The organism is Streptomyces sp. NPDC058289 (genome assembly GCF_042880975.1).
GTDB classification, from domain to species: Bacteria; Actinomycetota; Actinomycetes; order Streptomycetales; family Streptomycetaceae; genus Streptomyces; species Streptomyces stoeckheimensis.
On record NZ_JBHVYI010000096.1, the window covers coordinates 1 to 24653 of the forward strand.

General features: G+C 72.4%; 21 protein-coding genes and 1 pseudogene. 5 read left to right on the plus strand and 17 right to left on the minus strand.

Going from position 1 to position 24653, the window contains the following annotated elements; translation table 11 throughout:
• The 11 genes and pseudogenes from ACFVX6_RS33865 to ACFVX6_RS33915 form a co-directional block, all read right to left on the minus strand.
• Nucleotides 1-218, minus strand: a pseudogene (locus tag ACFVX6_RS33865) (sulfate ABC transporter substrate-binding protein); the annotation flags it as partial.
• A gap of 211 nt (nucleotides 219-429) precedes the next feature.
• On the minus strand, nucleotides 430-1770 hold the full coding sequence (locus ACFVX6_RS33870; RefSeq protein ID WP_389698034.1) for a sulfate adenylyltransferase subunit 1: 1341 nt from the start codon (nucleotides 1768-1770) through the stop codon (nucleotides 430-432).
• 2 nt (nucleotides 1771-1772) lie between these two features.
• A complete protein-coding gene (cysD, locus tag ACFVX6_RS33875) occupies nucleotides 1773-2711 on the minus strand; it encodes a sulfate adenylyltransferase subunit CysD (protein ID WP_351382290.1) in 939 nt (312 codons plus the stop codon).
• Nucleotides 2708-3253 (minus strand): adenylyl-sulfate kinase, encoded by a 546-nt coding sequence (gene cysC, locus ACFVX6_RS33880; RefSeq protein ID WP_389698070.1) that lies wholly within the window; start codon nucleotides 3251-3253, stop codon nucleotides 2708-2710. Before cysC ends, cysD begins: the two co-directional genes overlap by 4 nt.
• A 77-nt stretch (nucleotides 3254-3330) precedes the next feature.
• Nucleotides 3331-4044, minus strand: a complete 714-nt coding sequence (locus ACFVX6_RS33885; protein WP_389698036.1) for a phosphoadenylyl-sulfate reductase — start codon at nucleotides 4042-4044, stop codon at nucleotides 3331-3333.
• Nucleotides 4041-4220 carry a DpnI domain-containing protein gene (locus ACFVX6_RS33890; protein WP_214956597.1) on the minus strand — a complete coding sequence of 60 codons (180 nt, stop codon included), beginning with the start codon at nucleotides 4218-4220 and terminating at the stop codon, nucleotides 4041-4043. Before ACFVX6_RS33890 ends, ACFVX6_RS33885 begins: the two co-directional genes overlap by 4 nt.
• A gap of 28 nt (nucleotides 4221-4248) precedes the next feature.
• Nucleotides 4249-5958, minus strand: coding sequence for a nitrite/sulfite reductase (locus tag ACFVX6_RS33895; RefSeq protein ID WP_389698038.1), 1710 nt, complete (start codon nucleotides 5956-5958; stop codon nucleotides 4249-4251).
• Nucleotides 5959-6165: 207 nt separating this feature from the next.
• Nucleotides 6166-6249, minus strand: a complete 84-nt coding sequence (locus tag ACFVX6_RS33900; RefSeq protein WP_312847410.1) for a putative leader peptide — start codon at nucleotides 6247-6249, stop codon at nucleotides 6166-6168.
• Between the two features lie 261 nt (nucleotides 6250-6510).
• Nucleotides 6511-7080 carry a GNAT family N-acetyltransferase gene (locus tag ACFVX6_RS33905; protein ID WP_389698040.1) on the minus strand — a complete coding sequence of 190 codons (570 nt, stop codon included), beginning with the start codon at nucleotides 7078-7080 and terminating at the stop codon, nucleotides 6511-6513.
• 5 nt (nucleotides 7081-7085) lie between these two features.
• On the minus strand, nucleotides 7086-8351 hold the full coding sequence (locus ACFVX6_RS33910; protein WP_389698072.1) for a GAF domain-containing protein: 1266 nt from the start codon (nucleotides 8349-8351) through the stop codon (nucleotides 7086-7088).
• 395 nt (nucleotides 8352-8746) lie between these two features.
• On the minus strand, nucleotides 8747-10414 hold the full coding sequence (locus ACFVX6_RS33915; RefSeq protein WP_389698042.1) for an acyl-CoA dehydrogenase family protein: 1668 nt from the start codon (nucleotides 10412-10414) through the stop codon (nucleotides 8747-8749).
• A gap of 17 nt (nucleotides 10415-10431) precedes the next feature.
• On the opposite strand from ACFVX6_RS33915, the gene ACFVX6_RS33920 reads away from it, so the two are divergent.
• Nucleotides 10432-11556 carry a YihY/virulence factor BrkB family protein gene (locus ACFVX6_RS33920; RefSeq protein ID WP_389698044.1) on the plus strand — a complete coding sequence of 375 codons (1125 nt, stop codon included), beginning with the start codon at nucleotides 10432-10434 and terminating at the stop codon, nucleotides 11554-11556.
• Between the two features lie 118 nt (nucleotides 11557-11674).
• Entirely contained in the window at nucleotides 11675-12388 is a 714-nt protein-coding gene (locus ACFVX6_RS33925; protein WP_389698074.1) for a helix-turn-helix domain-containing protein, read from the plus strand.
• On the opposite strand, the gene ACFVX6_RS33930 is transcribed toward ACFVX6_RS33925, so the two are convergent.
• Together ACFVX6_RS33930 and ACFVX6_RS33935 are read right to left on the minus strand one after the other, a co-directional pair.
• The gene (locus ACFVX6_RS33930; RefSeq protein WP_389698046.1) at nucleotides 12319-12720 is read right to left on the minus strand and encodes a VOC family protein; all 402 of its coding nucleotides are present in this window, start codon (nucleotides 12718-12720) and stop codon (nucleotides 12319-12321) included. The two genes, ACFVX6_RS33925 and ACFVX6_RS33930, sit on opposite strands and share 70 nt — an antisense overlap.
• Nucleotides 12721-12818: 98 nt before the next feature.
• Nucleotides 12819-13631: a TetR family transcriptional regulator gene (locus ACFVX6_RS33935; protein WP_389698048.1), complete on the minus strand. Its 813-nt coding sequence runs from the start codon at nucleotides 13629-13631 to the stop codon at nucleotides 12819-12821.
• Nucleotides 13632-14053: 422 nt separating this feature from the next.
• Between ACFVX6_RS33935 and rsgA the strand changes: the two genes are divergently transcribed.
• The gene (gene rsgA / locus ACFVX6_RS33940; RefSeq protein ID WP_389698050.1) at nucleotides 14054-15193 is read left to right on the plus strand and encodes a ribosome small subunit-dependent GTPase A; all 1140 of its coding nucleotides are present in this window, start codon (nucleotides 14054-14056) and stop codon (nucleotides 15191-15193) included.
• Nucleotides 15194-15644: 451 nt separating this feature from the next.
• Here the strand turns inward: rsgA and ACFVX6_RS33945 are convergent, their stop codons facing one another.
• From ACFVX6_RS33945 to ACFVX6_RS33960, 4 genes are all read right to left on the minus strand, one after another.
• Nucleotides 15645-16598, minus strand: coding sequence for an aminoglycoside phosphotransferase family protein (locus ACFVX6_RS33945; protein WP_389698052.1), 954 nt, complete (start codon nucleotides 16596-16598; stop codon nucleotides 15645-15647).
• Between the two features lie 81 nt (nucleotides 16599-16679).
• Nucleotides 16680-17072, minus strand: a complete 393-nt coding sequence (locus ACFVX6_RS33950) for a PPOX class F420-dependent oxidoreductase (protein WP_389698054.1) — start codon at nucleotides 17070-17072, stop codon at nucleotides 16680-16682.
• Between the two features lie 28 nt (nucleotides 17073-17100).
• A complete protein-coding gene (locus ACFVX6_RS33955; RefSeq protein WP_389698056.1) occupies nucleotides 17101-17592 on the minus strand; it encodes a DUF456 domain-containing protein in 492 nt (163 codons plus the stop codon).
• Nucleotides 17593-17616: 24 nt separating this feature from the next.
• On the minus strand, nucleotides 17617-18594 hold the full coding sequence (locus ACFVX6_RS33960) for a helix-turn-helix domain-containing protein (protein WP_389698076.1): 978 nt from the start codon (nucleotides 18592-18594) through the stop codon (nucleotides 17617-17619).
• 201 nt (nucleotides 18595-18795) lie between these two features.
• Between ACFVX6_RS33960 and ACFVX6_RS33965 the strand changes: the two genes are divergently transcribed.
• Both ACFVX6_RS33965 and ACFVX6_RS33970 read left to right on the plus strand, forming a co-directional pair.
• A complete protein-coding gene (locus tag ACFVX6_RS33965) occupies nucleotides 18796-22596 on the plus strand; it encodes a S8 family serine peptidase (RefSeq protein WP_389698058.1) in 3801 nt (1266 codons plus the stop codon).
• Between the two features lie 107 nt (nucleotides 22597-22703).
• On the plus strand, nucleotides 22704-24626 hold the full coding sequence (locus tag ACFVX6_RS33970; RefSeq protein ID WP_389698060.1) for a protein phosphatase 2C domain-containing protein: 1923 nt from the start codon (nucleotides 22704-22706) through the stop codon (nucleotides 24624-24626).
• Nucleotides 24627-24653 lie beyond the last annotated feature (27 nt).

Consider the following 24653-nt stretch of genomic DNA (forward strand, 5'->3'; position numbering starts at 1 on the left):
GCGGTGGCGTGGGTCAGGTTGGGGAAGTAGCCGATGCGGACCTCGGAGGCCGACAGCTTCTTGGCGTCGGCGGCGACGTTCTCCTTCGCGGGAGCGTCGTCCTTCTTGGCCTCGGAACCGTAGCCGCAGGAGGCGAGCGCGCCGATCAGGAGCGGGAGGGCGGCAGCGGCGACGATGCTGCGGCGCAGGGTCTTAGCGGAGGTACCGATGGCAGGCACGGGAGGACTTCCTCTCGTAGCGTCGTGTCAAGACGCACGTCTTCGTTTGCTGAGCAAGGGCAGGTACGGCTCGTGGGGGGTGTGGGCGCGCATGCGGTGCGCGTACGTCATCACGCACATCGCCCCACGCCTCCCGTGCCGCTGCCGAGGGAGCCGCTGCCTACGCGGCCGCCCTCCTTCGCGAAGGTGGAGTAGATATCGGCAAGCATGATCAGAAGTCCCACCCTTCCTCATCAGCCTGGATGGTGGTCTCGGCGGTCGAGGCGAAGGATTCGCCGACCATGCCGGCCGCCAGCGTCGTGCCGTCCGCCGGGTCGATCAAGAGGAAGGAGCCGGTGCGGCGCGAGTCGGCGTACGAGTCGAGCGCGAGCGGCTCGGCGGTACGGACGACGACTCGGCCGATGTCGTTGGCCACGAGCTGCCCGGGGTTCGGGTGCTGGGACAGGTCGTCCAGGGTCAGCCGCGAGGGGATCTCCTTGACGATCGCCTTCACCGTGCGCGTCGTGTGCTTGATCAGCACCCGGGCGCCCACGGCGAGGGGCTGGTCCGCCACGTGGCAGACCGTCGCCACGACGTCCTGCGTGGTGGCGGGGGAGCTCGACGACGGTGCGATCAGGTCGCCGCGCGAGATGTCGATGTCGTCCTTCAGACGCAGGGTCACCGACTGCGGGGCCCACGCGATGTCGACGCTCTCGCCGAGCGCGTCGATGCCCTCGATGACCGAGGTGCGGCCCGACGGCAGGACGGTGACGGCCTCGCCGACGCGCAGCACGCCGGAGGCGATCTGGCCCGCGTAGCCCCGGTAGTCCGGGTGCTCGGCGGTCTGCGGACGGATCACGTACTGCACCGGGAAACGCGCCGGGCAGGCGGTGAGGTCGTGGCTGACCGGGACGGTCTCCAGGTGCTCCAGCACCGTGGGGCCGCCGTACCAGTCCATGTTCGCGGAGGGCTCCACCACGTTGTCGCCGGCCAGGGCGGAGATCGGGATCGCGGTGATCTCCGGGACCCCGAGGCCCGTGGCGTACGCGGTGAACTCCTCGGCGATCTTCGCGAAGACGGTCTCCTCGTAGCCCACGAGGTCCATCTTGTTGACGGCGAGGACCACGTGGGGGACCCGGAGGAGGGCCGCGACGGCGGCGTGCCTGCGGGTCTGCTCGATCACGCCGTTGCGGGCGTCGACCAGCACCACGGCGAGGTCGGCCGTGGAGGCGCCGGTGACCATGTTCCGGGTGTACTGCACGTGCCCGGGGGTGTCGGCCAGGATGAACCGGCGCCGGGCGGTCGCGAAGTAGCGGTAGGCCACGTCGATGGTGATGCCCTGCTCCCGCTCGGCCCGCAGGCCGTCGGTGAGCAGCGCCAGGTCGGGGGTGTCCTGACCGCGGCTGGCCGAGACCCGCTCCACGGCTTCCAGCTGGTCGGTGAGGACCGACTTGGAGTCGTGCAGGAGGCGGCCGACCAGGGTGGACTTGCCGTCGTCGACGGAGCCCGCGGTAGCGAAGCGCAGCAGCGTGGTCGCCGAGAGATCGGCGAACTGCTCGGTGGTGGAGGTCATTTCTAGAAGTACCCTTCGCGCTTGCGGTCTTCCATCGCGGCCTCGGACAGCTTGTCGTCGGCGCGGGTCGCGCCCCGCTCGGTGAGGCGGGAGGCGGCGATTTCGGTGATCACGGCGTCCAGCGTGGTGGCGTCGGAGTCGACGGCACCGGTGCAGGACATGTCACCGACGGTGCGGTAGCGGATCAGGCGGGTCTCGGTGGTCTCGCCGTCCTTGGCGCCGCCCCACTCGCCGGCCGTCAGCCACATGCCGTTGCGCTGGAAGACCTCGCGCTCGTGGGCGAAGTAGATCTCCGGCAGTTCGATCTTCTCGCGGGCGATGTACTGCCACACGTCCAGCTCGGTCCAGTTGGACAGCGGGAAGACGCGCACGTGCTCGCCCGGTGCGTGGCGGCCGTTGTAGAGCTGCCACAGCTCGGGGCGCTGGCGGCGCGGGTCCCACTGGGAGAACTCGTCGCGCAGGGAGAAGACGCGCTCCTTGGCGCGGGCCTTCTCCTCGTCGCGGCGGCCGCCGCCGAAGACGGCGTCGAACTTGAGCTGCTGGATCGCCTCCGTGAGGGGGACGGTCTGCAGCGGGTTGCGGACGCCGTCGGGACGCTCGCGGAGCTTGCCGGCGTCGATGTACTCCTGGACGGAGGCCACGTGCAGGCGCAGGCCGTGCTTGGCGACCGCGCGGTCGCGGTAGTCCAGGACCTCGGGGAAGTTGTGACCCGTGTCCACGTGGAGCAGGGTGAACGGCACCGGCGCGGGCGCGAACGCCTTCAGCGCCAGGTGCAGCATGACGATGGAGTCCTTGCCGCCGGAGAAGAGGATCACCGGCTTCTCGAACTCGCCCGCCACCTCGCGGAAGATGTGCACGGCCTCCGATTCGAGGGCGTCGAGGTGCGACAGCGCGTAGGGCGCGTCCGTCCCTTCGTGGACGTGTGCGACGGTGGCGGTCATGCCAGACCCCTCTCGGTGAGCAGCGCGTGCAGGGCCGAAGCCGACTCCTGTACGGACTGCGTGTGCGACTCGATACGGAGGTCCGGGGACTCCGGTGCCTCGTACGGGTCGTCGACCCCGGTCAGACCGGAGATCTCGCCCGCCGCCTGCTTGGCGTACAGGCCCTTCACGTCACGCTCGGAGCACACCTCCACCGGAGTGGCCACGTGCACTTCGAGGTAGCTCGTGCCCTCGGCGGTGTGCCGCTTGCGGACGGCCTCACGGCTGTCCGCGAACGGCGCGATCACCGGGACGAGCGCCTTCACGCCGTTGGACGCGAGGAGTTCGGCGACGAAGCCGATCCGCTGCACGTTGGTGTGCCGGTCCTCACGGCTGAAGCCGAGCCCGGCGGAGAGGAACTCGCGGATCTCGTCGCCGTCGAGGACCTCCACGCGGTGGCCCTCGGCGCGCAGCCGCTCGGCCAGCGCGTAGGCGATGGTGGTCTTGCCCGCGCTCGGCAGCCCGGTCAGCCACACGGTGGCGCCCTGGTCGCTCACGCTCATCTGGTTCGTCTCCGTCGGTTCTGTACGTGCGTTGGTCTTGCCGGTGGCCGTGCCGGTTGCCGTGTTGGTGGTGGTCATCAGCCGTGCAGTCCGCACTCGGTCTTGCCGCGCCCGGCCCAGCGGCCGGCGCGGGCGTCCTCGCCCTCCGCCACCCGGCGGGTGCAGGGGGCGCAGCCGACGGAGGCGTAACCGTCCATCAGCAGCGGGTTGGTGAGCACGCCGTGCTCCAGGACGTACGCGTCCACGTCGTCCTGGGTCCACCGGGCGATCGGCGAGACCTTGACCTTCCGCCGCTTCTCGTCCCAGCCGACCACCGGGGTGTTCGCGCGGGTCGGGGACTCGTCGCGGCGCAGGCCCGTGGCCCAGGCGTCGTACGCGGTCAGGCCTTCTTCGAGGGGCTTGACCTTGCGCAGCGCGCAGCACAGGTCGGGATCGCGGTCGTGCAGCTTGGGGCCGTACTCGGCGTCCTGCTCGGCGACGCTCTGGCGCGGGGTGAGCGTGATGACGTTGACGTCCATCACGGCCTCGACCGCGTCACGGGTGCCGATGGTCTCCTCGAAGTGGTAGCCCGTGTCGAGGAAGACCACGTCCACGCCGGCGAAGGCGCGGGAGGCGAGGTGGGCGACGACCGCGTCCTCCATGGAGGAGGTCACGGCGAACTTCTTGCCGAAGGTCTCGGCCGCCCAGGTGAGGATCTCCAGCGGGGTGGCGTCTTCCAGGTCCCGGCCCGCCTGCTCGGCCAGCGCCTTGAGGTCGGCGGTCTTGAGATCGGCGTCCTGAATCGTGGTCATATCTCGTCCCCTCCAGCGTCGTTGGACTGAACACCCCGGGCCAGCAGCCCGAGGTACTTCAGCTGGAAGGCTCGATTGCAGGCCCTGCATTCCCAGGCGCCGTGGCCTGTTTCGTTCGGGAACAGGTCCTCGTCGCCGCAGTACGGGCAGTAGAACGGTGCGGCGCGCTCGCTCACACTGTGCTCCTCGTGTCGTTCACTGCGTTCACGACAGGTCCTCGTCCTTCGCACGGGTGACCCAGGCGGCGAAGCGCTCGCCGTCCTCGCGCTGCTTCTCGAAGCGCGAGACGACCCGCTCGACGTAGTCCGGCAGACCGGCCGAGGTGACCTTGAGCCCGCGGACCTTGCGGCCGAATCCGGCCTCCAGTCCGAGTGCGCCGCCCAGGTGGACCTGGTAGCCCTCGACCTGGTTGCCGTCGTCGTCCAGGACCAGCTGGCCCTTGAGACCGATGTCCGCCACCTGGATACGGGCGCAGGCGTTCGGGCAGCCGTTGATGTTGATGGTGAGCGGCTCGGCGAACCCCGGCAGGCGGCGCTCCAGTTCGTCGATCAGCGAGGCGCCGCGCGCCTTCGTCTCGACGATGGCCAGCTTGCAGAACTCGATGCCGGTGCAGGCCATCGTGCCGCGGCGGAACGGGGACGGGTTGACCCGCAGGTCCAGCGCCTCCAGGGCCGCGACGACCGAGTCGACCTGGCCCGCCTCGATGTCGAGCACGATCATCTTCTGCTCGGCGGTGGTGCGCAGCCGGCCGGAACCGTGCTGCTCGGCGACCGCGGCGATCTTCGTCAGGGTGGCGCCGTCGACACGGCCCACGCGGGGCGCGAAGCCGACGTAGAACTTGCCGTCCTGCTGCTGGTGCACGCCGACGTGGTCGCGCCACTGGCCGCTGGGCTGCTCGGGCGCGGGGCCGTCGGTCAGCTTGCGCTTGAGGTACTCGTCCTCCAGGACCTGGCGGAACTTGGCCGGGCCCCAGTCGGCGACGAGGAACTTCAGGCGGGCGCGGGTGCGCAGCCGGCGGTAGCCGTAGTCGCGGAAGATCGAGATGACGCCCTCGTAGATGTCCGGGACCTCGTCGAGCGAGACCCAGGTGCCCAGGCGCACACCCAGCTTCGGGTTGGTGGAGAGACCGCCGCCGACCCAGACGTCGAAGCCGGGGCCGTGCTCGGGGTGGTTCACGCCCACGAAGGCGATGTCGTTGATCTCGTGCGCCACGTCGAGCAGCGGCGAGCCGGAGATCGCGGACTTGAACTTGCGGGGCAGGTTCGAGAAGGCGGGGTTGCCCACGATGCGGGCGTAGATCTCATCGATGGCGGGGGTGCCGTCGATGATCTCGTCCAGCGCGATGCCGGCGACGGGCGAGCCGAGGATCACACGGGGGGTGTCACCGCAGGCCTCGGTGGTCGAGAGGCCGACGGCCTCCAGACGGCGCCAGATCTCCGGGACGTCCTCGATGCGGATCCAGTGGTACTGCACGTTCTGCCGGTCCGTGAGGTCGGCGGTGCCGCGGGCGAACTCCTCGGAGATCTCGCCGATGACGCGCAGCTGCTCGGTGGTCAGCCGGCCGCCGTCGATGCGGACGCGCAGCATGAAGTACTTGTCGTCCAGCTCCTCCGGCTCCAGGATCGCGGTCTTGCCGCCGTCGATCCCGGGCTTGCGCTGGGTGTAGAGGCCCCACCAGCGCATACGGCCGCGCAGGTCGTTGGGGTCGATCGAGTCGAAGCCCGCCTTGGAGTAGATGTTCTCGATGCGCGCCCGCACATTGAGACCGTCGTCGTCCTTCTTGAACTGCTCGTTGCCGTTGAGGGGCGTGTGGTGGCCGACGGCCCACTGGCCCTCACCGCGGTGACGGCCGGTCTTGCGGCGCGCGGCGGCGGCGGGTGCGGCGGCTGCGGTCGTATCGGGGGTGGCGGCCATGGCGGTACGTCCTTCTTCGGCGGCTCGAGGCAGGGGCAGGGGGAGCGGCGGCGTGACCCCTGGCGCGCGTGGAGCGGATGTGGCTGTTTCGCCGCCTTTTTGGGGCGACGACCGGCCTACAGGGGACTGCGGTGGTGACGAGGGCGGGCGGTGTGTTCGCTTCCGCGGCGACGTCGGTGCGGGGCGCTGTCGCGGCGGTGCTGTGCGTCAGCGCGCCGGACAGATGGCGCTGGACATGCGGCCGAGGTCGACGTGCCGCCGACTCACCAAGGCAATTCCAGCTCCGTTCATGGCGGAAGCGTGGCATGGGGCGATTGGAGGAGTCCACTACTGTCCACAATCCGGACGAACTCGTCTCGCATCGCAAGATCCCGGTGACGGGGGTCACCTCAGGAGCCCCTTTGGGCCCGTCGGCCCCAGGTCGTATTCAGCCTCGCCGGCGTTCGAGGCGCGGGGTCCGGGGCGGAGCCCCGGGGGGCGGCGAACGGCGGAAGGGCGGGGAGGGCGGGGAGGGGACAGCCCCGCAGGGTCGCCCCGTCCCGCCCCGCAGGACTACGCGCCCGGCCAGGGTCCCGGGGTGGGGGCGACGGCCTTCTCCTCCGTCTCCTCCTTGAATACCTTGAAGCCGCGCCGGAGGTAGTTCGCCATGGCGGTCGGGCCGTCGTCGCTGCACGTGTGCAGCCAGACGCGCCGCGTCGGGGTCAGCTCCGGCCAGCGCTCGGCCAGCGACCAGGCCCGCTCGACGCCCACGGTCAGCAGGTGGCCGCCGATGCGTCGCCCCCGGAAGTCGGGGAGGAGGCCGAAGTACATGATCTCCACCACACCGTCGGGCTGCGGGTCGAGTTCCACGTACCCCGCCGGGGTGCCCCGGTCGTACGCCACCCACGTCTCCACGCCGGGACGGTCCAGCTGCTCCACCCACTGCGCACGCGTCAGCGACAGGCGGTCCGTCCAGTGGATGTCGCCGCCCACCGAGGCGTAGAGGAACCGGCTGAACTCGGGAGAGGGGACCTCCGACCGGACGATCCGGATCTCCGGGCCCGGGACGGCAGCCACGACGAGGTCGGACGGTGCGGTCATTTCCAGGGACCAGGTGGTCAGTGTGCTCGTGCTCGTGCTCATGCCCGTCAGGGAATCACGCCGGTCCCCGGATGGCCCAGCCGGGCGCTGATCACCGCCGGTGCCGTGGAGTGCGGCAGCAGGGCGGCCGGGTTCCCCGGGCGGATCAGCTCCACCTCCACGTCGTGCGCGAAGCGGTACGGGCGGTGGGCCAGCACGCCGCCGAGGTTGCGGCGGATCCGGGAGATCTCCGCGCGGACCGTCACCGTGCGCGTCGGATCCCCGAACAGCTCCTGCGCGAGCTCCGCCGCCGAGCGCCCCCGGGGGGACTCCGCCAGCAGGAACAGCAGCTCCGCGTGGCGCGGGCTCAGCTCCTGGGACCAGCTCCCCGCAGCCCCGTAGACGGTGGCCCGCCACGCCCCCGGCCGGCTGAGGTCGAGGACGACGCGGGCCGCCGCCCCGGCGCCGGTACGGGACTCGGTGACGGTCACCAGCCAGCCGCCCGGCAGTGGCTCCACCAGGCAGTCGCCGAGCTGCGGTATCCACACCCGGCCCGGCCCGAAGGTCTTGGGCAGCGGGATCCGCTCCGTCGGGGCGAGCCCCGTGACGGCCGCCGTCCAGCCGTTGGCGTCCAGGGCCAGCGCCCGCCCCGGCATCCTGGCCAGCAGCGGGGCCGCCACCGCCCGCAGCCGTTCCAGCGACTCCAGGTGCCGTACCCGCAGCTCCCGCTCCGCGAGCCGGGCCACCGAGCTCACCCACGTCAGGGTCGCCGGGTGCATGGTGGCCAGCGGCCCGCTGACGTCGAGGACCCCCAGCAGCTGCCCGTCGCGGGGGTCCCGTACGGGGGCCCCGGCGCAGGTCCAGTCGTGGTGGCTGGAGACGAAGTGCTCCGCCGAGAACACCTGGACCGGTCTGCGGGTCACCAGGGCGGTGCCGACCCCGTTGGTGCCGACCACCGCCTCGTCCCAGTGGGCGCCCACACCGAAGCCGAGCCGGTCCGCGTTGCGCAGGATCGAGGAGTGGCCCTCCCGCCACAGGAGCCGCCCGTCGGCGTCGGCGACGACCATGATGTGCAGGGACTCGTCCAGGGAGGGCAGCAGTCCTTCGCGCAGGACGGGCAGCAGTTCCCGTAGCGGAGAGGTCTGGCGCCGCTCCTCGGTCTCGGCGGCCGACAGCATCCGCGAGCGGCTGTCGCGATCAGGGTGGACCCCGCCCGCCATCATCCGGCGCCAGGACTCGGCGATCTCCGGGCGCGGCGCGGCCGGCGGCCGGTCCCCGGCGAGCGCGGCCGCCCGTACCCCCTTGAGCAGACGCGCGGCCTCCCGCGCGTCCATGGCCGAGATGCGTGCCGCACCGACCCCGCTGCCTGTGGTGTGGACCACCGGAACCTCCCCGTGCCGAACATGCGTACGACGGTTCCCGCCCGGCGGGGCCGTCCGGTCCGCGCCGCTTCCAGGCGCGGACCGGTACGTCCGACGGGCGGTTCCAAGTCAAAGGTTGCAACGTCTTGCAACTCTCGCCAAGTCCCGGTCGCCCGATCGAAACTGTGCGGACGTCGCCGAGCGACGTGACAGCTCCTTCCTCGGGGCTTCTCGGATCAGGGGTGGTGCCGAGTCGGCGCGGCGCCATCCCTGATCCAGGTCAACGGGCCCGGATCCCGCACCACAGTGCTTTTCGGAGGGTTGGGGCCCTCCGCATGAGCCCGCTTCCGGAGGGTTGGGGCCCTCCGCTAGCCCGCGATCCGGGCCCGTTCCACCACGGATCCCAGATCCAGACTGTGGGGCAGCGTGCCGAAGGCCGCGCCCCAGTCACCGCCAAGGCGCGAGGCGCAGAAGGCGTCGGCCACCTCCGGCGGGGCCCAGCGCACCAGCAGGGATCCCTGCAGCACCATGGCCATCCGCTCCACGACCCGCCGGGCCCGTGCCTCGATGCCCTCCAGGTCCGCGAGCTCGGTCAACAGGTTCTTGATGGCCGAATCCAGCCGATGGTCGGCGCCGCGCGCCAGGCCGACCTCCTGGAGGAAGGCGTTCAGCGCCTGCGGCTCGCGCTGGAGGGCGCGCAGCACGTCGAGGGCCTGGACGTTGCCCGATCCCTCCCAGATGGAGTTCAGCGGGGACTCGCGCAGCAGCCGGGGCATCCCGGACTCCTCGACGTAGCCGTTTCCGCCCAGGCACTCCAGGGCCTCCGCCACCATCGGCGTACAGCGCTTGGTCACCCAGTACTTCGCGGCGGGCACCGCGATGCGCAGGAAGGCCCGCTCCTGCTCGTTGCCCGAGCTCTGGACGGCGTCGTACGCGGCCGCGAGGCGGAGCGTGAGGGTGGTGGCGGCCTCCGACTCCAGAGCGAGGTCGGCGAGCACGTTGCGCATCAGCGGCTGGTCGATGAGCGGTGCTCCGAAAGCAGAGCGGTGCTCCGTGTGGTGAGCGGCCTGTGTCAGCGCCTGCCGCATCAGTGAGGCCGAACCGATCACGCAGTCCAGCCGGGTCGCCGCGACCATCTCGAGGATGGTCCGCACCCCCCGGCCCTCCTCGCCCACCCGCCGCGCCCACGTCCCGTCGAACTCCACCTCGCTCGACGCGTTCGACCGGTTGCCCAGCTTGTCCTTCAGCCGCTGGATCGCGAAGACGTTCCGCGTCCCGTCCGGCAGCACCCGCGGCACCAGGAAGCAGGTCAGCCTGTCCCTGTCCGAGTGGGCTACCTGCGCCAGCACCAGGAACCCGTCGCACATCGGCGCCGAGCAGAACCACTTGTGCCCCGTCAGCAGGTACTCGCCCGGGGCGTCCAGCGGCACCGCCGCCGTCGTGTTCGCCCGGACGTCGCTGCCGCCCTGCTTCTCCGTCATGCCCATTCCGAAGAGCACCCCGGCCTTCTGCCCGGCCGGCCGCAGCCCCTCCTCGTACACGTGCGAGGTCAGCCGCGGCTCCCATTCGGCGGCCAGCTCCGGATCGGTCCGCAGCGCCGGTACCGCCGCGTGCGTCATCGAGACCGGACACCCGTGCCCCGCCTCCGCCTGCGACCACACGAAGAACCCGGCCGCCCGCCGCAGATGACCCGCCGGCCGCCCCCAGGCGTCGGTGAGCCCGGCGCCCACGGCGTGCCCGAGCAGCCGGTGCCACGAGGGATGGAACTCCACCTCGTCGATCCGGTTGCCGTAACGGTCGTGCGTCCGCAGCTTCGGCGGGTTCTCGTTCGCCTGCGTCCCCCAGTCCTGCGCCTGCCGGGACCCGGCCGCACGCCCCAGATCCGTGAGCTCTTCCCTTACCTCCGCGGCGAGTTCGGGCGCGGCGTCCGCGAGGTGCCGCTCCACCCCCTCGCTCAGGACCCGGTCGCTGCCGTATACGTCGTGGCCCACGAGAGGCGGGGCCTGATTGCTGACTGTGTGGGTGGTGGCTGCCATGCCGATACCGTAAGGACGTGCAGCACGCAAAAGAAACACCCGAGCGGATTCCGGGACGCCTCCACCGGGCCCGCGCCCTCTACCGCAACGTCTCCAAGCGCAAGATGGCGTGGCTGCTGCTCAAAGACACCGTGAACTCGTGCATCGAGTACCGGATCCTCGGACTCGCCGCCGAAGCGGCCTTCTTCACCCTGCTCTCGCTGCCCCCGCTCTTCCTGGGCCTGCTGGGCCTCCTCGGGTACGTGGACGGCTGGTCGGGCGGTACGACCGTCGCCAGCATCGAGGAGAACATCCTGCGCGCGGTCGGCACGGTCCTCTCCGACCGGGGCGTCAACGACATCGCCAAACCGATGCTCGACGACGTCACCGGCCGGGGCCGCCCCGACCTCATCTCCCTCGGATTCGCCTTCGCCCTCTGGTCGGGCTCGCGCGCCGTCAACGTCTTCATCGACACCATCACGGTCATGTACGGCCTCGACGGACACCGCGGCATCGTCAAGACCCGGCTGCTCGCCTTCGTCCTCTACATCGCCGCCCTGCTGATCGGCGCCATCGTGCTGCCGCTGATGGTGGTCGGCCCGGACGCGGTGGTGCGGCTGGTGCCCTGGAGCACCGAGGTGATCGCGGTCCTGTACTGGCCCGTCGTCACGCTGCTCTCCATCGCCTTCCTGACCACGCTCTACCACGTCTCCGTCCCGGTCCGCTCGCCCTGGATCGAGGACGTGCCCGGCGCGCTGGTCGCCCTCGCCATGTGGGTGCTCGGCTCGTTCCTGCTGCGGATCTACCTCACCAACACGGTGGAGGGGCCGACCATCTACGGATCGCTGGCCGCCCCCGTGGCGATCCTGCTGTGGATCGGCATCTCGGCCTTCGCCGTCCTCGTCGGGGCCGCCGTCAACGCCGCGATCGACCGGGTCTGGCCCTCCGTGGCCACGGCGGCGGCGCGCGAGGCGAACGAGCGGGTCCGCGAGGCGGAGGCCGCCCAGCTCGTGGCCCGGGCGGCCGCCTGGCGGGCCCTGGCCGAGGGGGAGTCGGAGGACGACGACGGGGACGAGGACGGGGGCATGCCCTCGGAGTTCCCGGAGCGCTGGTCGAGGTTCCTGCCGCCGGAGGACTACCACTCCCGCCTGCGCAAGCACTGACCACCGCCGTAGCGTGGTGTCCGTGACGGATCGGGCGGATGACGCCGTGCCCGGCTCGGGGTCCGAGGAACGGCACGAGGAACGGCACGAGGCACGGTACGAGGAACGGCCGTCCCTGATGGTCGCCGGAGCGGTGCTCTGGCGGGCCGGCGGGGCCGGCGCCGGCATCGTGCTGCCCGACGGGTGCATGGACCTGCTGTGGGTGGAAGGCCGGCTCCTGGTGGCCGGACCCGACACCGCCCCGCACCCCGCCGGAGAAGTCCCGGGCTCCGGCTTCGCCGGGATCAGGCTCGCCCCCGGCACGGCGCCCGCGCTGCTCGGCGTACCGGCCCGCCTGCTGCGCGACCGGCGGGTCGAGCTGGCCGACCTGTGGCCCGCCGCCGAGGTGCGGCGCCTCACCGCGCGCGTGGCCTCGTACGGGGATCCCCGCGCGGGACTGGAGGAGCTGGCCCGGCTCCGCGCGGCCGACGGCGGGCACCCGGACCCGCTCGTCGCCGAGGTCGCGGCCCGGCTGCGGGCCGGGCAGGGCGTGGCCGCCGTCGCGGGGGCGGTCGGCCTGGGGGAGCGGCAACTGCACCGCCGCTCGCTCGACGCCTTCGGCTACGGGCCCCGGACCCTGGGGCGGATCCTGCGCCTCCAGCGGGCCCTCGCGCTGGCCCGGCGCGGGCTGCCGCAGGCGGCGGTGGCGGCGGCGGCCGGATACGCCGACCAGGCCCACTACACCCGCGAGGTGCGGGCCCTGGCCGGGACCACGCCGGGTGCCTACGCGGCGGGCTCGGTCGGTGCGAAGAGGGAGATCCCGGAGCCGTCCGGGTCCAGGACGACGGCGTAGCGCTGCCCCCAGAAGGCGTCCCAGGGCTTCAGGTGGCCCGTGTGCCCGGACTCCGTCAGTTCCGCGTACAGCGAGTCCACCTCGGCGGGGGAGTCGCACAGGAACGCCAGCCCCACCCGGCCGTCGCTCGTGGGGCGGGTCCAGGACGGGTCGAAGGAGCGGATGACCTCTTCCGTGTCCCAGCCGATCCGCTGCCCGCCCGGCAGGACGGTTTCGACGTGCGGCTGGGCGTCGGCCACGGCGGGCACGTCGATGCCGAGGCGGCGGTAGAAGGCGAGCGATGCGGCCATGTCGGAGACGACGATGCCGATCATGTCGAGTCGGGGAGTCATGAACTCACCCTAGGCACGCCCGGCCGGGCCGGTCTTGAACGAATCGGACACCGGTGGGCGGGGGCGGGCCCGGAGGCCGTCGGGCGAGCCCGGGCCGGTCACTCGGTGTCCTCCTCCTCGGGGAGGTGCCGGTAGACCGTGGCCCGGGAGACGCCGAGGGCGGCGGCGATCGCGGTGGCCCCGCTGCCCGCCGCGTGCATCCGGCGGGCGGCTTCGATCATGGCCGGGCTCATGGCGGCGGGCCGCCCGCGCCGGCCCCCCGACGCGGGCCGGGCCGGGCCGTCGGGTTTGTGCGGAGCGTTCGACCCCTGCGGCCCGTGCGATCCGTGCGCGCCGTCGAGCAGGCGGCGTACGCCGTCCAGGACGGCCTCGCGCAGGGCCGGGACGGGGGCGTCGGCGAAGAGCACCACCGGGTCGGAGAGCATGGCGACGGCCTGGGACGCCCGTACCCGTTCCGCGAAGCCGGGATTCGGCCCCGCGACCAGGAAGTTGGCCCGGAGCATGGCGTCGCGCAGGCGGGCGAAGGCCGGGCCGGGGGTGGCGGGGGCCGTGTCCTGGAGGTTGAGGCGGAGCAGCAGGCGGTGCTCCAGCCAGACGTCGAGCACCCCCTCGATGGCGGCCCACCGGGCCCGGTCCGACGGGCCGGAGGACGCGCCGGGGCCGTTGGGCTCGTCGGACGCGCCGGCTGCCGCGGCGCGGGCCAGGGCGGCCGCCAGATCGCGGAGCATCGGCTCCATGAGGGCGCCGAGGATGTCGGCCTTGCCGGGGAAGTGGTAGAGCACCGCCGGCTTGGAGACGCCCACCCGTTCGGCGATCTCCCGCAGCGAGGTCTCGTGGAAGCCGTGGACCCCGAACAACTCCATGGAGACCCGCAGGATCCGCCGCCGGGTGTCGGGAGCCGTCTCGATCATCGAGGCGTTCCGCGACGCAGCGGGCGTGGTGAGTGTCTCGTAAATCGTCTCAGAATCTGCGGTTCCCGTACGCTCCATGCAGAACAGCTTAGTCTCCGTAACCGACTTGACCGTCGATTTCCTCGGTTCGGCCTGACCGGCGGTAAGTTCGAAACCCGGCTTCGGGCTTCCCGTAAAAGAAGTGGCGCGGGCCCGGGGGTGCTTGTTACGGTGGGGCCGTTCCCGCCGAGAGCGGTGCGGGACGGTTCGTCAGTACGTATGCAGACCCGGAGGTGAGTTCATTGATGACTGTCATGGCGCAGGGCGTTGCCCGCACTCAGAAGATCATCAATGTCACTTCTGTGGTCTCCGGCTGACTACTCACCTCTTTTCGCGCCCGATAGCGGCGCGCACCGCCGGGGCCACCCTGTGAAGGGTTTCCCTTGTCTCTCTCCGCTTTCTCCGCTTCTTCTCTCACCACCTCCTCTTCCTCTTCCTCCTCGTCGCTTCCGCACGCCCTGGCCCCCTACGGCTGGGACGAAGCGTGGGCGGCCGAGTTCGCCCCGTACGCGGACCAGGGCCTCCTGCCCGGCCGGGTCGTGCGGGTCGACCGCGGGCAGTGCGATGTCATGACGGCGAACGGCATCGTCCGCGCCGACACCGCCTTCGTCACCCCGCACGACCCGCTCCGGGTCATCTGCACCGGCGACTGGGCGGTGTTGGAGGCGCACGGCAATCCGCGCTACGTGAAGACGTACCTGCCGCGCCGGACCGCTTTCGTACGGTCCACCTCCTCCCAGCGGTCCGAGGGACAGATCCTCGCCGCGAACGTCGACCACGCGATCATCGCGGTGTCACTGGCGGTCGAACTGGACCTCGGCCGCATCGAGCGGTTCCTCGCACTCGCCTGGGAATCGGGGGCGCAGCCGCTCGTGGTCCTGACCAAGGCGGATCTCGTCCCGGACCCGGTCACCCTCGGCCACCTCGTCGAGGACGTGGAGGCCACGGCCCCCGGGGTCACGGTCCTCACGGTGTCCTCGGTGACCGGGGAGGGCACGGACGTGCTCGCCGCGGTGGTCGGGGGCGGTACGAGCGTGCTCCTCGGGGTTTCCGGCGCGGGCAAGTCCACGCTGGCCAACGCGCTGTTGGGGGAGGAAGTGATGGAGGTCCAGGCGGCGCGCGAGGTCGACGGCAAGGGCCGCCACACCACCACGACGCGCAACCTGCTCGCGCTGCCGGGCGGTGGCGTGCTGATCGACACCCCCGGGCTGCGGGGCGTCGGGCTGTTCGACGCGGAGGCGGGCGTCGGGCAGGTCTTCTCGGAGATCGAGGAGTACGCGGAGCGGTGCCGGTTCCACGACTGCGCGCACGAGGCGGAGCCGGGGTGCGGGGTGCGGGCCGCGGTGGACTCCGGGGAGCTGGCCGAGCGGCGGCTGGAGAGCTACCGCAAGCTGCTGCGGGAGAACCAGCGGATCGTTGCGAAGACCGATGCGCGGCTCCGTGCGGAGATCAGGCGGGACTGGAGGCTCCGCTCGGCGGAGGGCCGCGCGAACTATTCCGCGAAGCGGACGGGCCGAGCCTGACCGCAGCCACTCCCGGGCCGCACCCGGCCCCGGGCCCGGGTCGGACCCGGCTCCGGGTCGGACCCTGTCCCGGGTCGCACCCGGCCCCCTCTCGGGTCGTACCCCACCCCGGCTGGGCCTGCCCCGCCGGGGTGGGGTCGCCACCCGGACCCGTACCCGGGACGGGTGCGTGGCGGCGCTGCGCGGGGCGAAGTCCCCTACCCGCCCTTCGCCCGTTCCCCGGGCTCTGCCCGGACCCATCCCCCCAGACTCCGTCCGGGGAGACCCCCAGGGGGCGCCGCCCCAGACCCCGGTCCTCAAGCGCCGGACGGCTGAGAGGTCCTGGGGCTCTGCCCCAGGTCCTGAGTCGAGCGCCGACCACATCCAGCCCCGCCGGCGTTTGAGGCGCGGGGGTCCGGGGCGGAGCTCCGGGGAACGGGTGACGGGTGGGTGGGGGGCTTCGGTCGTGGGTTCAGGTGCTGAACACGAGCTTGCGGCGCAGCTGTTGTGCGCACCAGCGGAAGTGGCCGTCGCGCTCGTCCAGGCCGAAGAGGTCGTAGGTCGTGAGGGCGTACGCGGCCTGATAGGTGGTCAGGGTCGCCGGCGAGTAGCCGAGTTCTTGGGCGAAGAGCCCGGTGAGTTCCGCAGCGTGCTCCTCCGCGTGCGGCCCGTACATGTCCCAGATGGCAGCGCACACGGCGGCCTCGAAGGCCGGGTCGCCCGCGGTCGTGTAGAAGCCGAAGTCGAGCACCGCGACGGGCCGGCCGGCCTCGTCGACGTGGATGTTGGGCGGTACGAGGTCACCGTGGATCGCCGTCACCGGGGCGTCGGGGAGCGAGCGCAGTGCCTTTTGCGTGCGCTCCACTCCCGCCTCGAAGTCCGGGACGTGAGCCGCGAGGGCGGCCCCGTGCCGGGCTGCGGCCCGGCCGACCAGGGCCGCGAGCGCGTCGCGGAAGCAGTCGTGGTCCCGCCACAGCGGACGGTCGTCCCCCTGGACGGTCAACCGGAGCATGGCGTCGGTGCCGGGAACGGAGGCCAAGCCGCGCAGAACCGAAAGCAGCGTGTCGGTGTGCCGGGTGGACAGCTCGCGCTCGTACGCCGCGTGCGCGGAGTCGACCCTCATCGGGCCTCCGGGCAGCTCGCGCTCGTACGTCACCAGGACGCCCTCGTACTCCTCGACGTCGAAGATCTCCGGAGTGGAGAACGCCAGGCGGTGCCGCGCCATGTCCGCGTACACCTGACGGGTGAGGGCGAGACCGGCCGGCGGCCGACCGTTCCACACCTTGGCGACCCGGCCCTCGCCCAGTCCGTAGACGACGCCCTCGACACCGGCGCCGATCCGGCGGACACCCGGGTGGCCGCGGTCGGCGAAGTGGGCCGGCCATGGGTCTGCGAGTGCGGCTTCCGCCTCGGGGTTGTTTTCCATCCGCGCATAAGACCAGCGCCCGCACCGGACGCACTCGGCATTTTCGTGCGGGGCCTCGCCGTCTGCCCCGAACGAGACGACCTAGTCCGTCAGGCCCCACGTCAGGACGCGGTCCGGGTGGATCCGGATGACCTCCGGGCTGAAGTGGGGGCCCAGGGAGTGCGGGCCCACCTCCAGCGTGGCCCGGCCGCGGATCTCGATCCCGCGCACCGTCCACGGACGGGTGCTGACCAGGTCGTCCACGACGAGGGACAGCCGGGGGTTCTTGGTGAGGTTGCGCCACTTCTTCGTCGTGCCCATCGCCAGCCCGCCCACCAGGATCGTCCCGTCGTCCTGCGGGAAGAACCCCACCGGGTTCGCCTGCGGCTGCCCGGTCGGGTCCACCGTCGCGAGCCGGCCCAGGTGCTGCGAACGCAGGTAGATCAGTTCGGCCTCGCTGAAACCCTTGAACGTGAACTCCGTCGTGTCCGTCATGGGGGAGACGATCCCAGAGCCGGCGTGGCTACGCCCACAGCACCGTGCCCACCCAGGCCCCCACCACCAGTAGGCACGCGAACAGCTCCACCAGCACGCTCGTCCCCACCGCCCGCATCACCGCCCGTACCGACGCCCACGCCTCCCCGTGGGTGCCCAGGCGGCGCCGTTCGCAGAGGTAGATGCCGCCGACGAAGCCGGGGACCGTGCCGACGACCGGGAGCAGCACGAAGCCCAGTACCGCCCCCGTACCCGCGTACACGACCATCCGGCGGGTGACACCGATCCCCCGGAGCCGTCGCGGGGGCAGCTGCCACTTCACCACCTGGACGACCAGCAGCAGTGCCGTCGCGCCCGCCAGCAGGCCCCAGGCCGCCGACGACCGTTCGTGCAGCGCCCACCACAGGAGTCCGGCCCAGACGAGGAGGGTGCCGGGGGCGCCGGGGACCAGTACCCCGAGCAATCCGAGCACCAGCACCAGCCCCACCAGCAGCAACTGGGGCAGCTGAGGCAGATCCATCTGCTCAGCGTGCCTGACCTGGGGCTATCGGGCCACCCAGCCCCGTTCGTACGCGTGCCAGCCGAGCTGGAGCCGGGTCGTGACCCCGGACAGCTCCATCAGGCCCTTGACCCGCCGCTGCACCGTCCGCAGGCCCAGCTCCAGGTGCTTCGCCACGCTCGCGTCCGTCATCCCCGCCAGCAGGAGGGTGAGGATCTCCAGGTCCGTGGTGTCGGGTCCGCCGTCGGATTCCTCCGGCGCCCCGGTGGAGCCCAGCCGCAGCGGGAGCGACTCCCGCCAGACCGCCTCGAAGAGGCCCATCAGGGACTCCAGCAGCCCCGACGCGTGCACGACCAGCGCCGCCGGTTCCGCGCCGCGCGCAGTCAGCGGGACCATCGCGAGCGACCGGTCCGCGATGACGAGTTTGGTCGGCACCGCGGCCGACACCCGGATGTGCTCGCCGCGGGCCAGCGCGGTGGAGGCCTCGCGGATCCCGCTGGGCAGGGTGAGCACCTCCCGTTCGATGACCACCCGGTACGCGACGCCCCGTACGGCCGCCCGGTCCTCCGCGTCGTTGTCCGTCCCCGTCACCACCTGCGGCCGGCCGCTGACCAGCGCGCACACCTCCTCGACGGCGCCGAGCTGGAGCTGGTGGAAGCGGTGGGCCACCGCGCTCGCGCCGGTCACCACCTCCACCAGGTCGTGCACGGCCGGCTCGGCGGCCTCCGCCCGGTACTCCTCCGCCAGCAGGGCCGCCGCCAGCTCCGCCTGCTCCAGTTCGTGCCGCTGCTGGGTGAGCAGGGCCCCCAGGGCGACCCCGGGCGGGGCCGCCACCCAGCGGCCGGGGCGGGCGGAGGACTGGGCGGCGAGCCCGTGGCGCTCCAGGTGGCGCAGGGTCCGTTCGGTCTGCTGCACCGGCAGTGTCAGCCGGTGCGCGAGGTCCGGTATCTCCGCCGCCCCCAGCGCGACCAGCGCGCGGTAAGCGGACTCCTGTCCTTCGTCGAGACCTATCGCACCCAGCAACTCGTTCACCCAACCCTCTCGGAGCCGTTCCTGGCGGGAAGCGGCCACGGCGCAAACCCGCCGTCGACATCATCGCCGCACCCCCCGCCCCTCTGCCAAGGTGGCGCCACCGCAGCACCAACATCCGCTGGCCAGAAGCCATTTACGCGGCGTTTTCGCCGTGCAATGCAGTAGTTGGCCGGAATTCATCTGGGGAGAGCGATGCGCCCGATATCGCGTACGGCACTGGGAGCGGCCATCGCGGCCGTCCTGGCCGTCACGGCCGTGGGCCCGTCCACGGCACAGCCGAGCGATGGAGCGTCCGGGGCAGGATCCGGAACGGCAAAGAAGGCCCTCACCGGGAGCCAGGAGGCCGCGAAGCAGCCCACCGGTCCCGTGACGGTGACCCTGGTCACCGGTGACCGGATCCTGGTGTCCACCGACGCCCAGGGCCGCACGGCCGCCACCGCGATGCCCCGCGCGGACGGCTCGCAGCCGATCGTGCAGACCCGCCAGGCGGGCAAGGACCTCTACGTCTACCCCGAGAGCGCGGTAAAGGCCCTCGCCGCCGGCAAGGTCGACGAGGAACTCTTCAACGTCACCGGCCTGATCCGGCAGGGCTACGACGACACGCAGGCCAAGAAGCTCCCGCTGATCGCCGTGTACGAGCGCTCCGCGAGCCTGGCGCGCAGTGCCCCGCCCGTTCCGCGCGGCGCCGAGCAGTCGCTGGTCCTCGGCTCCATCGGCGGTGTCGCACTCGCCGCCGACAAGGAGAAGGCCGCCGACTTCTGGGCCGACGTCACCGGCGCGAACGTCAACGCGCACGCCCGGTCGGCCGCCTCCGCCCCACTGAAGAAGCTGTGGCTGGACGGCAAGGTCCAGGCGAACCTGGAGCGTTCCACCAAGCAGGTGGGCGCCACCGCCGCATGGGCCGCCGGATTCGACGGCACGGGCACCAAGGTCGCCGTCCTCGACACCGGCACCGACCTCGAACACCCCGACCTCAAGGGCCGGGTCGCCGAAGCCAAGAACTTCACCGACTCGGACACAGCGGCGGACCGCCAGGGCCACGGCACCCACACCATCTCCACCGTGGGCGGCTCCGGCGCCGCGAGCGCCGGCGCGAAGAAGGGCGTCGCCCCCGGCGCCCAGCTGCTCAGCGGCAAGGTCCTCAACGACTCCGGCTACGGCCTGGACTCCTGGATCATCGCGGGCATGCAGTGGGCCGTGGACAGCAAGGCCGACGTGGTCTCCATGAGCCTGGGTGACCCCTCCCAGCTCTCCTGTGACGACCCGATGGCCGCGGCCACCGAGGCGCTGGCCCAGAGCAGCAACACCCTCTTCGTCATCGCCGCCGGCAACTCCGGACCCGGCAACAACACCGTCTCCTCGCCCGGTTGCGCGCCCAGCGTGCTGACCGTCGGCGCCGTCGACCGCGACGACAAGACGGCCTCCTTCTCCAGCCGCGGCCCGGCCGGTCTGAACCACACCCTCAAGCCCGAGATCGCCGCCCCCGGCGTCCAGATCTCCGCCGCCAACATGGGCGGCCGCGGGGTGTACGCGTACCAGTCCATGTCCGGCACCTCGATGGCCACCCCGCACGTCGCGGGCGCCGCCGCCATCGTCAAGCAGCGCCACCCCGACTGGACCCCGCAGCAGATCAAGGCCGCGCTCGTCGGCTCCGCCAACACCGCGGTCCCGGGCGACGTACGGGAGACCGGCGGTGGCCGGCTCGACGTCAAGGCCGCCATCGACACCACCGTCACCAGCGCCCCCGCGCTCCAGGGCGGCACCTTCAACTGGCCGCAGGACCGCAGCGACCGCACCGGCGTCGAGGTCCCGTACACCAACACGGGGACCAAGCCCGTCACGCTGAACCTCTCCGTGGAGAAGGTCACCGGCAACGACGGCTCGGCCGTCCGCAGCCAGGTCGCCCGTCTGGACAAGCGCACCGTGACCGTCCCGGCCGGCGCCACCGTCAAGGTGCCGCTCGCCCTGGACCCCGCCGCGAAGCTGGAGCGCTCCCAGTACGGGGACGTCACCGGCCGCGTCGTCGCCACGGCGAACGGCGTGCACGTCTCCACCCCCTTCTCCCTCTACGTGGAGCCGGAGACGGTGACGGTGCGCGTCAAGCTCCTCGACCGCGCGGGCAAGCCGGCCGCGGGCCCGTCCTCCCTGGACCTGATCGGCACCGACGACGCCACCGGTGAGCGCCGCTTCAACGACGGCGCCGCCGACCAGGTCTACCGGGTCCGCCCGGGCTCGTACTTCTTCTCCGCCTTCGTCGGTACCCCCGACGCCGGCGAGAACCCGGGGATGTACGACTCGCTCACCTACCTCGGCCGTCCGCAGACGGAGATCAAGAAGGACACGGTGATCGTGCTGGACGCCCGCAAGGCGGCCAAGCTGAGCATCGCCACCGACAAGCCCGCCGAGGCGCGCGCCACCACCCTCGCCTTCTCCCGCTCCTGGGGCGAGGAGTGGCTGCACGCGGGCACCGCCATGGGCGGCCGCACCATCCGCGGCTACTACGCCTCGGTCGACGGGACGGCCAAGGAGGGCGACTTCGAGTTCGGCAGCTACTGGCGGGCGGCCGCGCCGCTGCTCTCCGAGCTGAAGGCGAACGGCGGCCCGGTGCTGCACCCGATCACCGCCTCCACCGGCAGCGAGAACCTCGACGGCACGGGCAGCGCCCCGCTCGTCAATGCGGGCTCGGGTACGCCCGAGGAGCTCGCCGCAGTCGCCGCCAAGGGCGCGATCGTGCTGGTCAAGACGCCCGACGAGGGCTCGGTGTACGAGATCGCGGGCAACGCGAAGGCGGCCGGAGCCAAGGCCCTCCTCGTCCACCGCGACGCCCCCGGCCGCTGGCAGGCCTTCACCGGCTACGCGGGCGGCTCCCTCCCGGTGCTGACCGTCGAATCCGCCGAGGGGCAGACCCTGCTGGCCAAGCTCGGCAAGGGCGCGGTCACGCTGAGCTGGAAGGGCAGCGCGAAGAGCCCGTACGTCTACAACCTGGCCCAGATCGAGAAGGGCCAGGTCCACGGGGACCGCACCTACCGGGTGCGCGACCGTGACCTGGGCACCGTCGAATCGGCCTACCAGTCGATGGGCGTCGCCGCCGACTTCATCGACGTGACCGGGGCCTACCGCCCGCTCGGCAACGCCGTGTACTTCGGCTCCATCGACACCGTCGCGGTACCGGGCAAGCGCACCGAGTACTACTCCGCCGGGGACAGCGCGTGGGACCACATGGTCGCCAGCAGCTTCCCGTGGGGCGAGTTCATGACCGATCAGCACCGCACGTACAAGGCGGGCTCCAAGCGCGCCGAGAACTGGTACGACGGGGTCATCGGCCCGGTGGCGCCGCGCGACACCGCGGGCAAGGAGCAGCTGGCCGCCGAGCGGCAGGGCAACCTGATCGGCTTCGCCTCCGCCATGTGGGGCGACACCGGGCACTACGCGCAGCAGGGCGGCTTCGGCGACCTCGGCAACGTCTCGCTCAAGGTCGACGGCGAGTCGCTGGGCGACACCGGTTACCCGTTCGGGGCCTTCGAGGTCCCGGACCGCGAGGCCACGTACGAACTGACCCAGCAGCTGGAGAAGTTCGGCCAGCCGGCCCGTACCTGGCAGCGCTCCTCCGGGATCCAGACCACCTGGACCTTCCGCTCGAAGCTGGACGCGACGCAGTACTCGCAGGCGCTGCCGGTCATCTTCCCGCGGATCTCCGCCCCGCTGGACGGCATGAAGACGCTCGCCGCGGCCAACGGCCAGAAGATCGGCCTCTCGGTCAGCGGGCACGCGGGCTACACGCCCGGCGCGCTCAAGTCGGCCAAGCTGTCGTACTCGTACGACGAGGGCGGCAGCTGGAGCGAGGCGAAGGTCAGCGAGCGCGGCGGGCAGTGGACCGCGACCGTGGACCACGCCGGAGCCGCGGGCAAGCAGGTCATGCTCAAGGTCGAGCTGACCGACAAGAACGGCGCCACCGTCACCCAGATGGTCGCGCGGGCGTACGACATTCGCTAAGTCGTACGACATAGAGCGGGGGGGTCCATCGGACGGCGGTCCGATGGGCCCCCCTTTTTCCTGCGTTCGCCGGATTTCGGCTGCGCCGGAGCCCGACAATGAGGGCCATGAGTCAGCGGGACGCGGGCGCGGATGACTGGTGGCAGAAGCTCTACGAGGACCCCGACGGGGGGCCGGAACCCGATCCCCGGGACACCTTGGAACACCGCTTCCGCTCGGCGGCGGTGTTGGTGGCCCCGACCCCGTCCCCGGTACCCAACCCCCGGAGAGATCCGGTTCCCCTGACGGAACACGACGCAGTGGATCCGGAGCCGCCGGTGGCCGTGGGCGGGCCGGCGCCTGAGGCGGAGCCTGCGGCGGAAGCGGAGCCGCGCGTGGTTGCTCCCGGGCCGGAGGCGGGGCCGCCCGTGGCCGTGCAAGGGCCGGCGCCCGAGGTGGAAGCGGAGCCGCTGGTGTCTGCTCCCGCGCCGGTGGCGGGGCCGTCGACGCCGGAGGCCCGGGCGGAGGACGCGTACGGCGGCTCGGTGCTGCCGCCGCCGCGGGATCCCCGGGAGGGCGGCCAGACCTGGTACGCGCTCGGGAGCGTCGCCGTCCCGCCCGCGCTGCCCGCCGAGGACCCGGGGGAACCGACCGACTGGAGCTGGGGCCTACGGGACGAGGCGCCCCCGGCGGCTGCGCCCCCGCAGCCGGAGGCAGGGGCCGGGAGCGGCCCCGACGGCACCCACGGCGGAGCCGCGCACCCCGCCCCGGCCACCCCGGCCAGGTCCGGCCCGGCAGCCGGTGCGGGCGGCGACGGCGATCCGTGGACGGGCCCGGGCACCGGCTCGCCGCCCGGTGCCGTTCCCGTGTCCGACATGGGCTCCGGACCGGCATCAGGGTCCGGCGTCGGTTCTGCTCCGGCTCACGGGTCCGGGTCCGGGTCCGGCCTCGATTCAGGGCCTGGCACGGACACCGGCACCGGCTTCGCCCTTGGGTCGCATCCGGATTCCGGGTCGGGCTGGGGTGCCGCTCCCGCGTCCGGGGGCGGGGCCGACGTCGGCCCCGGGTCGGGTTCCGGTGACGGGACCCCGTCCGGCGGGCCGGACGACCGGACGGGCGGCTTGGCCGGGAGCGGGGGCTCCGGGGTTTCCGGGGTGCCGCGGCCCGTGGTGGCGCATTTGGGGGACCGGCCGCCCACCTACGCCGCCGAGCCCATCGCGCTGCCCGCCGCCGACCCGGCCGGGCTCGTCGCACTGACCCCCGACACCGTGCTGGAGGGGGCCCAGTACGGCGCCTACACGCTGCGCGCGGCCTCCGTGCGCGGGGACTCCGCCCGGTTCCGGGGCGAGGGCCGGCGGGACTTCCTGCTCACCGCCCGCTTCGGCACCGGCCCCGACGCACTGGTCCTGGTCGTGCTCGCCGGCGGGGACCGGTCCGCGCCCGGGGCCGCCGAAGCCGCCGCCGAGGTGTGCCGCTCCGTCGCCGGAGCCGTCGGGCGGAGCCAGGAGCGGCTGTCGCAGGACATCCGGGACGGCCGGCGCGAAGCCCTGCGCTCAGGGCTCCAACGGCTCACCGACCGCGGCTACGGGCAGTTGCGCGCCCGCGCCGCCGAGCTCGGGCTCCCGGAGGACGGGTACACGGCCGGGCTGCGCGGAGTACTGCTTCCGGTCGACCCCGGCTGCCGCACGCGGGTCTGCTTCGGCGCGGGCGCGGGCGGACTGTTCCGGCTCCGGGACGGACAGTGGCGGGACCTGGAGGAGCCCGCCCCGGCCCTGCAGGCCTCACCCGCCCCGGCTGCCTCACCCGCCCCACCCGCCGAGCCCGCAGGTTTCCGTTTCCGGGCCTCCGTGGCCCGCCCCGGCGACACCCTGCTCCTGTGCTCCGGCGGTCTCGCTGACCCGATGCGCGAGGAGGAGCCGCTCTCCGCCGAGCTCGCCGCCCGCTGGGCCGACGCACCCCCGCCCGGCCTCGCCGCCTTCCTCGCGGACACCCAGCTGCGCCTCAAGGGGTACGCCGACGACCGGACGGCCGCCGCGGTCTGGGAGGCGTAACCCGGCGGATCATGCGTGGATGGAAGG

Excerpts from the sequence above, each read along its gene's own strand:
- ACFVX6_RS33870 (WP_389698034.1), bottom strand. The coding sequence starts at position 1,770 with ATGACCTCCACCACCGAGCAGTTCGCCGATCTCTCGGCGACCACGCTG.
- cysD (WP_351382290.1), bottom strand. The coding sequence starts at position 2,711 with ATGACCGCCACCGTCGCACACGTCCACGAAGGGACGGACGCGCCCTAC.
- cysC (WP_389698070.1), bottom strand. The coding sequence starts at position 3,253 with ATGAGCGTGAGCGACCAGGGCGCCACCGTGTGGCTGACCGGGCTGCCG.
- ACFVX6_RS33885 (WP_389698036.1), bottom strand. The coding sequence starts at position 4,044 with ATGACCACGATTCAGGACGCCGATCTCAAGACCGCCGACCTCAAGGCG.
- ACFVX6_RS33895 (WP_389698038.1), bottom strand. The coding sequence starts at position 5,958 with ATGGCCGCCACCCCCGATACGACCGCAGCCGCCGCACCCGCCGCCGCC.
- ACFVX6_RS33900 (WP_312847410.1), bottom strand. The coding sequence starts at position 6,249 with ATGAACGGAGCTGGAATTGCCTTGGTGAGTCGGCGGCACGTCGACCTC.
- ACFVX6_RS33905 (WP_389698040.1), bottom strand. The coding sequence starts at position 7,080 with ATGAGCACGAGCACGAGCACACTGACCACCTGGTCCCTGGAAATGACC.
- ACFVX6_RS33910 (WP_389698072.1), bottom strand. The coding sequence starts at position 8,351 with ATGGACGCGCGGGAGGCCGCGCGTCTGCTCAAGGGGGTACGGGCGGCC.
- ACFVX6_RS33915 (WP_389698042.1), bottom strand. The coding sequence starts at position 10,414 with ATGGCAGCCACCACCCACACAGTCAGCAATCAGGCCCCGCCTCTCGTG.
- ACFVX6_RS33925 (WP_389698074.1), top strand. The coding sequence starts at position 11,675 with ATGGTCGCCGGAGCGGTGCTCTGGCGGGCCGGCGGGGCCGGCGCCGGC.
- ACFVX6_RS33930 (WP_389698046.1), bottom strand. The coding sequence starts at position 12,720 with ATGACTCCCCGACTCGACATGATCGGCATCGTCGTCTCCGACATGGCC.
- ACFVX6_RS33935 (WP_389698048.1), bottom strand. The coding sequence starts at position 13,631 with ATGATCGAGACGGCTCCCGACACCCGGCGGCGGATCCTGCGGGTCTCC.
- ACFVX6_RS33945 (WP_389698052.1), bottom strand. The coding sequence starts at position 16,598 with ATGGAAAACAACCCCGAGGCGGAAGCCGCACTCGCAGACCCATGGCCG.
- ACFVX6_RS33950 (WP_389698054.1), bottom strand. The coding sequence starts at position 17,072 with ATGACGGACACGACGGAGTTCACGTTCAAGGGTTTCAGCGAGGCCGAA.
- ACFVX6_RS33955 (WP_389698056.1), bottom strand. The coding sequence starts at position 17,592 with ATGGATCTGCCTCAGCTGCCCCAGTTGCTGCTGGTGGGGCTGGTGCTG.
- ACFVX6_RS33965 (WP_389698058.1), top strand. The coding sequence starts at position 18,796 with ATGCGCCCGATATCGCGTACGGCACTGGGAGCGGCCATCGCGGCCGTC.
- ACFVX6_RS33970 (WP_389698060.1), top strand. The coding sequence starts at position 22,704 with ATGAGTCAGCGGGACGCGGGCGCGGATGACTGGTGGCAGAAGCTCTAC.